Genomic DNA, 13992 nt, shown 5'->3' with positions numbered 1-13992 from the left:
CGGCTGAAGGAAGCATCGTGCGCGAGATCGACAAGGTGGCCTGGATCCTCGTCGAGGATGGTCGGGTGCTGAGCACCCGGTCGGTGGGCAAGGACGTCTGGTACCTGCCGGGCGGAAAGCGCGAGCCGGGCGAGAGCGACCTGGAGACCCTGCGTCGGGAGATCGACGAGGAGTTGAGCGTCGAGGTCGACGTGCCCGGTGCCGTGCACCTGGGCACCTTCTCCGCTCAGGCGCACGGCCACACGGCCGGCATCACCGTGCGGATGACCTGCTATCGGGCCGGCTATCGGGGACAGCTCCGGCCGGCCAGCGAGATCGCCGAAATGGCCTGGCTCGGGTACGCCGACCGGCACCGCACCTCGCCGGTCGACCAGGTCATCTTCGACCACCTGCTGGCCGAGGGTCTGCTGCGCTGACGGCCGAGGTTGCCGGCGCAGTTTGGCGGCGCAGTTTGGCGGCGTCGGCCGGGGGTAACCGCCGGGGCGTGACGGACGGCGACGGGTTTCCGCACTTCATCGACGCGGTGTCCCGGCGGTCCGGCCTGCCGACCGAGCAGGCCGCCGCCCTCGCCCGCGCCGTGCTCCAGACGATGGCCGAGCGGGTGACCGACGGCCCGCCCGACGACCTCCCCGGGCACCTTCCGAACTCGGTCGGGGGATACCTCACCGGCTCGGCCCCGGATCCGGCCGGGGCCGTTGGTCCGGATCCGGCCGGGGGCTCACCCCCGGATCCGGGCGGGGCTGGTGGTCCGGATCTCGGCGTGGATCCGCTTCTGAGCGGTGAGCCGGAGCCTGGCGTGGGCGGGCTGAACACCGGAGTGGGCCTGGAGGTGGGTGGTGCGGTTCCACCGCCGGCGGACGCCGGCCCGGCGGAGTTCCTCCGCCGGGTGGGACAGCGCGCCGGGGTGGATGCGGCCACCGCCCGGGCCGGAGCCGGCGCCGTCTTCGCCACGTTGCGGGAGGCGATGACCGTACGGGAGTTCCGCGATATGGTGGCGCGACTGCCGCGCGACGGCGGAGGCGGCGGTGCCGCGTCCGATCCTCCCGTTTGGCCCGACCCGTACCTGCCCTGAGTCGGCCCGTACTCCGTCGTACCCGGCCGCTGCGGCTAGATCCACTCCACATCGCCGACATCGTGGGGCTGGCCAGCAGCCGCGGCGCTCACCATTCGTACGGGCGCTGATCCGCCGTGGACCAGCGGGCTGTCGATCAACCGACCTCACTGTGGCTGTCGCGAAATCCACCCGCGCAAGGATTGTCATGCCGAAAGATTCGCCGGATTTGGTCGCGTTAGGTGAAAATCCGCCGCAGGGCCAGGGGGGATGATCGGACGAAGTTCGACGTCCCTCGTCCGAGCCCCGAGTCGACCCTTTGGTCCGACTCTAATAGATGATCTTCCTCAACGGCCATCGAACTCTATGCTCCTTCCATTGTGAAGTCCTGGGGGGGGATAATGATCACTGTCATCTATCGCTGTGCGTATGTCCGTTGTAGACGCCCGCGCGCGTTCTGAGATGAAGACCTCGGCACTGGTCCACCGCTTCGTCGACGTCGCAGCCACCCGTTCCGACCAGCCTGCCGTGCTCGGCGACACCGGCCCGCTCGACTACGCCACCCTCGCCGGCCTCGCCGGTGGGCACGTCGACCTGCTGACCGCAGCGGGCGTCCAGCCCGGCGACCGGTTAGCCCTGCTGACCGCACACGGGGCCGCCACCATCGCCGCCATCCTCGGCACGCTCGCCACCGGCGCCACCTACGTGCCGCTGGACCCCGGCTTGCCCGAGCAGCGGCTGCGCCAACTGCTCGACGGCGCAGACGCCACCGCCCTGCTCTGCGGGGGCGAGCACACCGAGTTGGCCCGACGGCTCGCCGCCGACCGGCCGGGCCTGCGGATCGTCCCGGCCATCGACGTGCGACCCGCGCCGCTGCGCCCGGTGCGGGTAGACCCGGACGCGCTCGCGTACGTGCTGTTCACCTCCGGGTCCACCGGGCGCCCCAAGGCCGTCGGGCAAAGCCACCGCAACCTCACGCACGTGGTGAACAACCAGATCGCCACCCTCGACCTGCGGCCGGGCGACCGGCTCAGCCTGCTCGCCTCGTTCAGCTTCGACGCGTCCATCCCCGACCTGTACCCGGCGCTGCTCACCGGTGCCGCCGTCGTCCCGGTCGACCTGCGACGGCACGGCCTGGCGTACGCCGTCGAGCACCTGGCCCGCCACGATGTCACCGTCTACCACTCCACCCCGACCGTCTACCGGTACCTGCTGGACACCCCGGGCGTCGAACGGCTCGACCGGGTCCGGGTGGTGCTGCTCGGCGGCGAGCAGGCCACCTACGCCGACGCCGCCCGGTCCCGAGGTCGCTTCGCCCCGGGCTGCGTCCTGGTCAACGGCTACGGGGCCACCGAGATGACCTTCGCGGCCCGATACGCGCTGCCGCTCGCCGACGTCGACCCGGCAGCCACGGGCCCGCTGCCGATCGGGACGGCCCTACCCGGGTACGCGCTGCGACTGGCACCGGACGGCGAGATCGTGGTCCGCAGTCAACACCTCGCGCCGGGCTACCTCGGTCAGGCCAGCGACACCTTCGGCCGCGACCCCGACGGCGTGCGGACGTACCGCACCGGTGACCTGGGTGAGCTGCTGCCCACCGGCGAGCTGCGCTGCCTCGGCCGGCTCGATCGGCAGGTCAAGGTGCGGGGGTTCCGGGTCGAGCTGACCGAGATCGAGGCGGTGCTCGCCGCCGCGCCGGGCGTCGCGGAGGTGCGCGCCATCGCCCGCGACGGTGATGTGTTGGCCTACGTCCGGTCGGCCGGGCCGCCGGTGGACCCGGCCGTGCTCCGGGCCACCCTGGCCCGGCACCTGCCCGAGTACGCGTTGCCGCGCGCCGTCGTGCCGGTCGCCGAGTTCCCGCTGACCGTCAGCGGGAAGGTCGACGAGCGGGCCCTTCCCGACCCTGCCCGAGCCGGGTCGGTGGGGGACCAGCCGGCTACCCCTACCGAGCGGATCGTGCACGACATCTGGTGTGCCGTGCTCGGGCGGGAGGCCGTCGGCCGCTCCGACAGCTTCTTCGACATCGGCGGGCAGTCCCTGCTGCTCGGCCAGGTGCAGCAGCAGCTGGCCGAACGGTTCGGCGTCCGGCCGCCGCTGCTCCGGCTCTTCGAGCATCCGACGGTCGCCGCCCAGGCTCGGCTGGTCGACCCACCCGCACCGGCCGTCGAGCCGGTACAGGCCGTCGGACCCGCACCGGCCGTCGTGGCCTTGGCCGCCGTGCCCCCGATGCCCGCCGGCCCGTCCGCCGCAACCGTCGGCGTACGCGAGTACACCGGCGACGAGATCGCCGTGATCGGTCTGGCCGGGCGATTCCCCGGCGCGGCGGACGTGGCCACGTTCTGGTGGAACCTGTGCGCCGGCGTGGACGCCATCCACGACCACAGTGACGAGGAGTTGGCGGCGCTGGGGGTCGGCCCCGGACTTCGCGCCGACCCCCGGCACGTCAAGGCCACCGGCCGGCTCGACGGGGTCGCCGACTTCGACGCCGAGTTCTTCGCCTTCGGCGACCAGGAGGCCGCCCGCACCGACCCTCAGCACCGACTGTTCCTGGAGACCGCGTGGGAGGCGCTGGAAGATGCCGGTCACGACCCGGCCCGGTTCCCCGGCCCGGTCGGCGTGTACGCCGCCACCTCCGTCAACCGCTACTTCCTGTTCCACCTCATGGACAACCCGGCCGTGGTCGGCGACGTCGACCCGGACGACTGGGAGGCACGGTTGGTCGGTCGGCAGCTCGCCGACCACCTGCCCGGGCAGGTCGCGTACCGGCTTGGGCTGACCGGGCCGGCGGTGGCGGTGCAGAGCGCCTGCTCCAGCTCGCTGGTCGCCGTGTGTCTCGCCGCGCAGAGCCTCGCCGACTACCAGTGCGACATCGCCCTGGCCGGCGGAGTGAGCGTGATGTGGCCTCGACACCGGCACATCCCGGGTGGTCTGGCCTCGCCGGACGGCCGCTGCAGGGCCTTCGACGAGGCCGCCCAGGGCGCGGGCTTCGGCTCCGGAGTCGGAGTGGTGGCGCTGCGCCGCCTCGGCGACGCGCAGGCCGACGGTGACCGCGTCCTCGCGATCCTGCCCGGCTGGGCGGTCACCAACGACGGCGCCGACCGGGCCGGCTTCGCCGTCCCCGGCCCGGCCGGGCAGGCCGCCGCGGTGGCCGGCGCGCTCGCCGCCGCCGAGGTCACCCCGGGCGAGGTCCGCTTCATTGAGGCGCACGGCAGCGGCACCCCGCTCGGCGACGCGATCGAGGTGGCCGCGCTGCACGAGGTGTACGAGGGCACCGCGCCCGCCGAGACCTGCGCGCTCGGCTCGGTGAAGACCAACATCGGCCACCTCGACGCCGCGGCCGGCATCGCCGGTCTGATCAAGGCGGTGCTCGCCGTGCAGCACGGCGTCATCCCGCCGAACCTGCACTTCACCCGGCCGCACCCGGAGATCGACCTGGCCAACGGCCCGTTCTACGTGCCGACGAAGGTCCAGGAGTGGCCGAACGCGCCGCGTCGCGTCGCCGGGGTCAGCTCGTTCGGGCTGGGCGGCACCAACGCGCACGTCGTGGTGGAACAGCCGCCCCCGGCGGAACCGCCCGACGCGGGGCCGAGCGGGGCGCAGGTGCTGCCGGTCTCGGCGCGTACCCCGGTGGCCCTTCGGGCGGCGTTGACCCGGCTGCGGCGGCACCTGGCCGGCTCCGCGCCTGCCCTCGCCGAGGTCGCCGCGACGCTGGCGCTGGGCCGGCGCGAGTTCGGCTGCCGGGCCGCCGTGGTCGCCACCGACGCGGCCGGCGCCGTCGCCGCGCTGGACGAGCTGCTGAGCACCGACGCCCGGGTCGCCGGCCCGGCCGGCGCGCTCCGCGAGCTGGCCGCCAGTTGGGTGGCCGGCCAACACCTGGACTGGACGGCCCTGCACCCGGCCGACGCCATCCGACGCACCTCGCTGCCCACCTACCCCTTCCAGCGGCGGCGGTACTGGATCGACCCCCCTCAGAAAGGCGAGCGGTGACCTGGTTCCTCTCCGCTGGCAGCCGCGATCCGGCGCCGGTGCAACTGTTCTGCCTGCCCTACGCCGGCGCCGGCGCCAGCGCGTTCCGCCACTTCCCGGGCCGTTTCGCCCCGGACGTCGAGGTGCTGCCCGTGCAGCTACCCGGCCGGGAGAACCGGATCAGTGAGGCCCCCCGCTTCCGGGTGGCCGACGTGGCCACCGCCATCGCCGAGCGGGCCGACGGTCCGTACGCGATCTACGGCCACTCGATGGGCGGCCGGCTCGGCTTCGAGGTGATCCGCGAGCTGCGCCGAAGCGGAGGTCCGCTGCCGCTGCGGCTCTACGTGGGTGGCGCCCGCGCCCCGCACATCAACGCGCCCAGCGTCTTCGACGGGCTGTCGCAGGTGGACGATGAGGAGCTGCTGCGCCGGCTGCGGGTCAGCGGCGGGTTGCCCGGCGAGGTGCTGGGGCACCCCGAGCTGGTCGAGCTGCTGCTGCCGCTGCTGCGCGCCGACTTCGAGCGGGTGGACGGCTACCGCTACGGACCCGAGGAGCCGCTGCCGGTGCCGATCGTGGCGTTCAGCGGGCGTCACGACGGGGCGGTCAGCCGGGAGCAGAGTGACGCCTGGCGGGAGCACACCTGCGCCGGTTTCACCCTGCACGAGCTGGACGGCGGGCACTTCTTCCTGCACGACGCGCTGCCCGGGCTGGCCGCGGCGATCCGCGCCGACCTGCGCGCCGCGCTCGACCGGGAGACCGCTCGCTCCCCGACGACGGGCGGGCCGGCGCGCGCCGCGGCGGACGGGCACCGGGTGCCGCTGGGCGACACCGGCTGGTCGGTGTGGCGCGACGCCATCCTGCGCAGCACTGGCTTCCCCGCCGAGGGCTTGACCATGTTCGCCGCCCCGCAGGCCGCCGCCGCGGCCGACGAACTGCTCGCCAGCGGCACCGGTGCCGACCTGTTCGACAAGGAGTTCGCCGCGGCGATCACCGCCACCGGCCGGGGGCTGAGCGAGCTGGCCGCCGACCCGCTGCTGCGCGAGGCGGTCACCTGGCAGAATCGGAGTGCGCTGGTCGCCCTCGACGGCCTGGCCCGGGGCGGCCCCGATGCCGCCCGCAACGTGCGACGCCGGGAACGGGAACGCGCCCTGCTCAAGTACTGGCAGCGGTACTGCGGCAAGAACGAGACGGTCGGCTTCTTCGGGCCGAGCTGCTGGGTCACCATCGACGCCGAGCTGCCGGTGGCGGCACGGGTGCGCCCCGGCGCCGCGCTGACCCGCAGCCGCTGGGTGTGGTTCGAGTCCTGGGCGCTGACCGCGTACGCCGAGCGGATCGGTCAGGACTTGGCGGTGCGCCGTTGGTGGTCGCCCCGGCTCGCCCCGCACCTGTGCCTCGTCGGCCGGGAGGTGCGTCGGCCGGGCCGGCCCCCCGTCCCGCTGTCCCCGGTGGAGGCGGCCCTGCTCACCGCCGCCGACGGAAACCGCACCGCGCGCGACGTGGTGACCGACCCGAGCATCGGGCTGCGCCGACCGGAGGACGGGTACGCGCTGCTGGACCGGCTGGTGCAGCGCGAGTTGGTCACCTGGGACGCCGAACTGCCGGTCAGTCCGGCCGCCGAGGAGGTGCTGCGGCAGCGGATCGCCGCCGTCGGCGACGCCCCGGCCCGGGCCGCCGCCCAGGCCGGCTTCGACCGGCTCTGCGCCGCCCGGGACGCGGTGGTCGCGGTGGCCGGAGACCCGGACCGACTGCGGGTGGCGCTCGACGCGCTCGACGCGACGTTCACCGACCTGACCGGGCAGGCCGCACAACGCCGGGCCGGACAGATGTACGCCGGCCGGACCCTCTGCTACGAGGACACCAGCAGGGACCTGGACGTGGTCTTCGGAGCGCCGCTGCTGGACTCCGTCGCCGCGCCGCTGGCCGTGCTGCTGCGGGCCGCCCGCTGGCTGGCCGTCGCGCTCGAGGACGCGTACGGGGCGGTGTTCCGGGAGCTGTACGAGGAACTGCGCGCCGAGGCTGGCGACGCCCCGGTCGCCCTGTCCGACCTGTGGTTCCTGGTCCAAGGGCTCTTCTGGGGCACCGGGGAGCGCCCGGTGGACACGGTCGCCGCTCAGTTCGCCGCCCGCTGGGCGGAGCTGTTCGAGCTGGATCAGCAGCCTCCCGGCACCACCGAGGTGCGTCTCGACGTGGCGAACCTGGCCGCTCGGGTCGACGAGGCCTTCCCGGCCGTGCGGACGGACTGGTCCAACGCCCGGCTGCACAGCCCGGACCTGCAGATCTGCGCGGCCGACGCGGCCGCGCTGGCCCGGGGCGACTACACAGTGGTGCTCGGCGAGCTGCACGCCGCCTGGCCGTCGTTCGACTGTCAGGTGTTCACCCCGTCGCACCCGGACGTGGAGCGGCTGCGCGACGCGCTGGCCGCCGACCTCGGTCCGCACCGGATCCGGCTGCTCTTCCCCACCGACTGGCCGCGGCGCACGAGCCGGGTCGCGGAAGCGCTGATCGGCCCGACCGACCGGCAGTTGGCCTTCGCCCCGGCGCCCAACGCCGACCCGGACCGGGTGCTGCCCACCGTGGCGCTGACCGTGCACGACGAGGCGGGTCGGCTGGTGGTCGCCGCCGCCGACGGACAGCGTTGGTCGCTGACCGAGGTCTGCGCCGGGCTGCTCAGCACACACGCGGTCGACGGCTTCAAACTGGTCGCCGCCGCGCCGTACACCCCGCGGATCACCCTCGACCGGCTGGTGGTGGCCCGGCAGACCTGGCGGACCACGGTCGGCGCGTGCGGCCTGGGCGCGGTGACCGCGGAGCGGGCCCGCTTCCTGGCCGTGCGGGCCTGGCGGCGCCGGTTGGGCCTGCCGGAGCAGGTGTACATCAAGCTCGGCACCGAGACCAAGCCCTGCTTCGTCGACCTGAGCAGTCCCGCCTTCGCCACGATGTTCTGCGCGATGGTGCGTGCGGCCCGCCGGGACGGCGGCGACGCCACGACGCTGGTGGTCAGCGAGATGCTTCCCACCCCGCAGGACGCCTGGGTGCCCGACGCGGCGGGCCGGCGCTACTTCAGCGAACTACGACTGCACATCGTGGACACCGACAAGCCGGAGCTGATTCGATGAACCACCTGTTGCCCCTCGGCACGACGGGCTGGTCGGTCTGGCGCGACGTGGTGCTGCGTACCGCCGGCTTCCCGGCCGACGGCCTGGCCGCCTTCGCCGCCCCGGAGGCCGCCGCCGCCGCGGACGCGCTACCGCCCGGCGAGGACACCGCCGACCTGTTCGACAAGACGTTCGCCGAGGCCCTGGCCGGGGCCTCGGTGACCGCCGGCGAGATCGCCGCCGACCCGCTGCTGCGCGAGGCGGTCACCTGGCAGAACCCGGCCATGTTGACCGCCCTGGACGGGTTGCTGCGTACCGACCCGTCGGTGCGCAACCACTGGCGGCGCCGGCGCGAACTGAGCCTGCTGCGCTACTGGCAGCGCTACTGCGGCAAGGCCGAGACGATCGGCTTCTTCGGCCCGGTCTGCTGGGGCGTTCTCGACCCCGCTGAGGAGTCGACCCGGCTGCGCCCGGGGCCGGGGCTGCTGTCGGGCCGGCTGGTGCGCTTCGAGGCGTGGGCGTTGATCGCCTACGCCGATCGGCTCGCCGACGACCTGGACGTGCGTCGCTGGTGGGCGCCAGCGCTGGCGCCGCACCTGACGGTGGAGGGCCGGCGGCTGCACCGGCCGCTGCACCCCCCGGTGGAGGTGTCCACGCTGGAGGCCCGGCTGCTGGCCGGGTGCGACGGGCGTACGCCGGCACTGCGGCTGGTCGAGGGGATCCTTGCCGACGGCGACGCCGGCATGCGCTCCGCCGCCGACGCGTACCTGCTGCTCGACCGACTGGTCGAGCGTGGCCTGCTGACCTGGGACGCCGGTCTGCCGATCAGCCCCCGGGCCGAGCAGGTGCTGCGGGAGCGGCTGGACGCGATCGGCGCGGCCGACCTGCGCGCCGAGGTGATCGACGGCTTCGACCGGCTCTGTGCGCGCCGCGACGACGTCGCCGCGGCGGCTGGCGACCCGGACCGGTTGGGCGCCGCGCTGGAGGCGCTGAACGCTGAATTCACCGAGGTCACCGGTCGGCCCGCCACCCGGCAGGCCGGTCAGATGTACGTCGGCCGGACCGTGGTGTACGAGGAGACCGCGCGGGATCTCAGCGTGACCGTCGGCGCGGGGGTGCTCGATGCCCTCGCCGCGCCGCTGGCCGTGCTGCTCCAGGCCGCGCGGTGGCTGACCGCGGAGATCGGCGCCGCCTGCGAACGACTCCTCGGCGAGCTGTACGAGGAGTTGCGCGCCGACGGCCCGGTGCGGTTGGCCGACGTCTGGTCCCTGGCCCAGGGGCTGCTGCTCGCCCCGGAGGGGCCACTGGCAGCCGCCGGAGCCGGCTTCACAGCCCGCTGGGCGGAGTTGTTCGACCTGGCCGCGCTGCCGCCGGGGCAGTCGGAGCTGCGGCTCAGCGCCGCGGAGCTGACCGAGCGGGCCCACCGGGTGTTCCCGGCGACCGCGCCGGGTTGGCCGTCCGGCCGGATCCACAGCCCGGACGTGCAGATCAGCGCCGTCGACCTGGACGCGTTGAACCGGGGTGAGTTCCTGCTGGTGCTGGGCGAGCTGCACCCGGCTCACGTGCCCTTCGACAGCGCGGTCTTCGTGCCGTTCCACCCGGACCCGGTGGCGCTGCGCGCCGGGCTGGACGAAGACCTCGGCCCGGCCCGGGTCCGGGTCCTCTACCCCGAGGGCTTCCCGAGGGTGACCACCCGCACCACGTACGGGCTGAACAGCGCGGCCGACCGGCAGCTCGGCATCGACACCGCCCGCGGCGGTGAGATCGACCGGTTGGTCCCCGCCACCGAGGTGCGGGTGGTGCCGGCGGGTGACCGGCTGGAGGCGGTGCTGCCCGACGGCAGCCGCTGGCCGCTGGTGGAGGTCTTCGCCAACCTGCTCGGGTCGTTGCTGTTGGACAGCTTCAAGTTGCTCGACCCGGCGCCGCACACGCCCCGGATCACCATCGACCGCCTGGTGGTGGCCCGGCGGACGTGGCGGACCACTGTGGGGGACAGCGGTCTGGCCGGGGTGAAGGGGGAGGCCGGCCGGTTCCTCGCGGTGCGCCGGTGGCGGGCCCGGCTCGGCCTGCCGGAGCAGGTGTTCGTGAAGCTCGGCACCGAGGTCAAGCCCTGCTATGTAGACCTGACCGGCCCGCTCCACGCCCAGTCGCTGTGCGCGATGGTCGACGCCGCCGCCCGGACCGGGCCGGACGTCGCGATCGTGGTCACCGAGTTGCTGCCGACACCCGACGACAGCTGGGTGACCGACGCGGAGGGCCGCGGGTACGTCAACGAGCTCCGCCTGCAGGTCACCGATCCGAGCAGCTACCCCGGGGGGAACGGGTGACCGGCATCCTGTCCGTCAGCGCCGTACGGGGCGAGTCGCTGCCCTGGCCGGACGCGACGCTCGCCGAGCTGGTCGTGGCGCAGGCCGCCCGCACCCCGGACGCGGTGGCCGTGCGCCAGTGGGACACCCGGCTCAGCTATGCCGAGCTGCTGTCCCGGGCCGCCGGGGTGGCCGCCACGCTGCGTGCCCGGGGGGTCGGTCGGCAGACCCGGGTGGGTGTGTGCGGCACCCGCCGACCCGACTTGGTGGCCACCGTGCTCGGTGTGCTGCTGGCCGGCGGTTGTTACGTGCCGCTGGAGCCGGGCGGCCCGCGTCGGCGGTTGCGCGGGATCGCCGCCGACGCGGGCCTGTCGCTGGTGGTGGGCGATGCCGCGGAGGCCGAGTTCGGCGCCGCGCCCGGCGTCGAGGCGATCGGCCTGCCCGGTCCGGCTCCCCTCGCGCCGTGCCCGGCTCGCCCCGGCGATCCGGCGTACGTGCTGTTCACCTCCGGCTCTACCGGCCGACCCAAGGGCGTGCTCACCACTCACCGCAACGTGGTCGAGTTCGTCAGCGGCGTGGTCGCGCTCAGCGGCGCGGACGCCGGCGTGCGCAGCCTGGGCATCGCCTCGCTGGGCTTCGACGCGGCGACCATGGACCTGTTCGTCCCGCTGCTGCTCGGCGGCACGGTGCAGCTGCTCGGCGCCGAGGACCGCGCCGACCCGGTGCGCCTGGCCCGGTTCATCGTCGCGCACGAGGTGAACTGGGGCTTCATCACGCCCACCGTGCTGGCCATGCTCGACCCGGAGGAGGTGCCCGACTGGCGCACGGTGCTGTGCGGTGGCGAGGCGGTCCCGGCCGCGCTGGCCGCGCGCTGGGCGCCCGGCCGGCGCTTCCTCAACGGGTACGGGCCGACGGAGACCACTGTGCTGGCGGTCAGCGGCCCGTTGAGCGCCACCGAGACCGACCCGGTGCCGATCGGCCGGCCGCTGCCCAACCACCGCGCGTACGTGGTGGACGCCGCGCTGAACCCGGTGCTGGTGGGGGAGACCGGTGAGCTGCTGATCGGCGGGCCCGGGCTGGCCGACGGATACCTGGGCCGGCCCGCGCTGACCGCCGAGCGTTTCGTCCCGGACCCGTTCTCCGGCCTGCCCGGTGAGCGCCTGTACCGCACCGGTGACCTGGTCCGCCACGACCCGGACGGGCGGATCGTCTACCTCGGCCGGGCCGACCGGCAGGTCAAGATCCGGGGGCAGCGGATCGAGCTGGGTGAGGTCGAGGCGGTGCTGGCCGACCTGCCCGGCGTCGCCTCGGTGGCCGTTGAGGCGGTGGCCGGGCCAGCCGGCACCGAGCTGGTCGCGTTCCTCACCCCGACGGACGCGCCCGACGACGCGCGGCTGCGCGCGTACGCCGGCAGTCGGCTGACCGCCGCGATGCTGCCGGCCCGGGTGCTGCGCCGCGCCGCGCTGCCGGTGAGCCCGACCAGCGGCAAGCTGGACCGGCCGGCGTTGCGGGCGCTGGCCGTCACCGCCCTCACCACCCCACCGGCCGAGCCGGGCGGCGCGCCCGCCGACGCGGCGGTGCCCGCCGAACTGACCGACGACCCGGTCGCGGCGGCGGTGGCCGGGATCTGGACCCGGCTGCTGGGCACGCCGCCGGGCCCGGACACCGACTTCCTCGCCGCCGGTGGCAACTCCATCGCGGCGATGCGGCTGGTGGCCGCCCTGCGCGCCGAGCTGGGCCGGCAGGTGGACACCCGGGAGGTGTTCGCGCTGCGCGGCTTCGGCCGGTTGGTCGAGCAGGTCGCCGTCGCGCCGAGCGCCGGCGACGAGTTGAGCACCGGCAACCCGCCGACGCTCTCCCCGCCGCAGCGCCGGCTCTGGTTCGTCGACCAGCTCGCGCCGTCCAGCGCGCCGTACAACATCGCGGTGGCGCACCGGTTGCGCGGGCCGCTGGACACGGCCGCGCTCGGCGCCGCGCTGCGGGCCGTGGCCGTCCGGCACGACGTGCTGCGGTGGCGCATCCCGCAGACCGGCGGCGTGCCGTACGCGGTCTGCGCGGAGCCCACCGACGTGGCGGTGCCGGTGGTCGACCTGACCGACAGCGCCGATCGGGAGGCGGAGCTGGCCCGGATGCTCGCCGCCGGCGCCGCTCACCCGTTCGACCTGGCCACCGGGCCGCCCTGGCAGGTGACCGTCTACCGGCTCGGGCCGGACGAGCACGTGCTGGCGGTCACCTGGCACCACGCGGTCTTCGACGGCTGGTCCGAGCGGGTCTGCTACGACGATGTGGCCACCGGGTACGGCCGGGCGGTGGCCGGCCAGCCGCCCACGCTGCCGGAGCTGCGCGCCCGCTACGCCGACTACGCGGTGTGGCGGGACGCGCGGGACGGGCGTCGGGGCGAGGCCGATCTGGCCTGGTGGGCCAGGCACCTGAGTGGCGCGCCGACCGTCCTGGAGCTGCCCCGCGACCGGCCCCGGCCGGCGGTGCAGACCTACGCGGGCGCGGAGGCGTCCGTCCGGTTGTCGGCGCCGGCCGACCACGCCGTGCGGGAGGTGGCCGAGCGGCGCGGCACGACGGTCGCCGCGGTGCTGCTCGCCGCCTTCGGTGAGCTGATCGCCCGGCTCACCGGCGGCGACGACCACGTGCTCGGGGCGATCGTCGCCGATCGGCGGCTGGCCGCCTTCGACGACGTGGTCGGCTTGTTCATCGACACCGTGCCGGTCCGGGTACGGACTGCCGGCGCGAGCTTCGCCGAGCTGGTCGACCGGTGCGCCGGCGAGCTGCACGAGGCCACGGCGCACCCCGGCGCGCCACTGGAACGCATCGTCGAGGCACTGGGCGTCGGCCGGGACACCGCCCGGGCGCCGCTGGTGCAGGTGCTGTTCAACGTGCTCAACTTCGCCCCGCCCCGGCTGGAATTGAGCGGGCTGAGCGCCGAGCCGGTGGCCGTGCCGAAGCCCGGCTCGCCGTTCGACATCACCGTCTACGTGGTGGAGCGCGACGGCCGGGCCGGGGTCGAGGTGGTCTACAACCCCGACCTGTTCGACGCCACCCGGATCGAGGACCTGCTCGCCGACCTGGCGGATCTGGTGGACGCGCTGGCCGCCACGCCGCACGCGCCGGCCCGTGCGGTGGCCGGGGACCTGCCCCGGCCCACCGTGCGGGTGCCGCAGCTCGGCGCCATGACGGTCGCCGGTGCGGAGGCCGCCGGCCCGCCGCCCGGTCTGCTGCCCGCCGGACCGGACGGGCTCACCGAGACCGAGGAGCTGATCGCCGGCATCTGGCGGGAGGTCCTCGAGCGGGACCGGGTCGGCGTCACCGACAACTTCTTCGACATCGGCGGCCACTCGCTGGCGCTCGCCGCCGTGCACGCCCGGCTGATCGCCGCCACCGGCCGCTCGATCCGGATGCTCGACCTGTTCCGCCACCCCACCGTCCGGGCCCTCGCCGCCAGCCTGGACGGCGCCGCCGACCGGCCGGAGCTGGCCCGGGCCGCGATGCGGGCCGCCGCCCGCCGTGGCCGTACCCGCCGTATCCCTCCCCGCCGCCCTGGCGGCACCGCGTGACGAAGGAC

At 74.9% G+C, this 13992-nt stretch carries 6 protein-coding genes; all 6 read left to right on the top strand.

All coding sequences use genetic code 11. The features are described 5' to 3' along the window. The first annotated feature begins 17 nt into the window (after positions 1-17). The 6 genes from ABZS40_RS25505 to ABZS40_RS25480 all read left to right on the top strand — a co-directional run bounded on the left by ABZS40_RS25505 (position 18) and on the right by ABZS40_RS25480 (position 13984). On the top strand, positions 18-416 hold the full coding sequence (locus ABZS40_RS25505) for an NUDIX domain-containing protein (RefSeq protein WP_354946004.1): 399 nt from the start codon (positions 18-20) through the stop codon (positions 414-416). A gap of 68 nt (positions 417-484) precedes the next feature. After that, the gene (locus tag ABZS40_RS25500) at positions 485-1072 is read left to right on the top strand and encodes a DUF2267 domain-containing protein (RefSeq protein ID WP_354946003.1); all 588 of its coding nucleotides are present in this window, start codon (positions 485-487) and stop codon (positions 1070-1072) included. 441 nt (positions 1073-1513) lie between these two features. Beyond that, positions 1514-5038 carry a beta-ketoacyl synthase N-terminal-like domain-containing protein gene (locus tag ABZS40_RS25495; protein WP_354946002.1) on the top strand — a complete coding sequence of 1175 codons (3525 nt, stop codon included), beginning with the start codon at positions 1514-1516 and terminating at the stop codon, positions 5036-5038. Next, a complete protein-coding gene (locus tag ABZS40_RS25490) occupies positions 5035-8133 on the top strand; it encodes a thioesterase domain-containing protein (protein ID WP_354946001.1) in 3099 nt (1032 codons plus the stop codon). The genes ABZS40_RS25495 and ABZS40_RS25490 overlap by 4 nt, the downstream gene beginning before the upstream one ends. Next, positions 8130-10439 carry a lantibiotic dehydratase gene (locus tag ABZS40_RS25485; RefSeq protein WP_354946000.1) on the top strand — a complete coding sequence of 770 codons (2310 nt, stop codon included), beginning with the start codon at positions 8130-8132 and terminating at the stop codon, positions 10437-10439. The genes ABZS40_RS25490 and ABZS40_RS25485 overlap by 4 nt, the downstream gene beginning before the upstream one ends. Continuing rightward, positions 10436-13984 (top strand): amino acid adenylation domain-containing protein, encoded by a 3549-nt coding sequence (locus ABZS40_RS25480; protein WP_354945999.1) that lies wholly within the window; start codon positions 10436-10438, stop codon positions 13982-13984. Before ABZS40_RS25485 ends, ABZS40_RS25480 begins: the two co-directional genes overlap by 4 nt. Positions 13985-13992 lie beyond the last annotated feature (8 nt).

The sequence above is a fragment of the Micromonospora sp. NPDC005324 genome (assembly GCF_040607155.1).
Taxonomy (GTDB): domain Bacteria; phylum Actinomycetota; class Actinomycetes; order Mycobacteriales; family Micromonosporaceae; genus Micromonospora; species Micromonospora trifolii.
The sequence above is the reverse complement of the archived record's forward strand: the minus strand, read 5'-3'. Positions and strand labels throughout refer to the sequence as shown.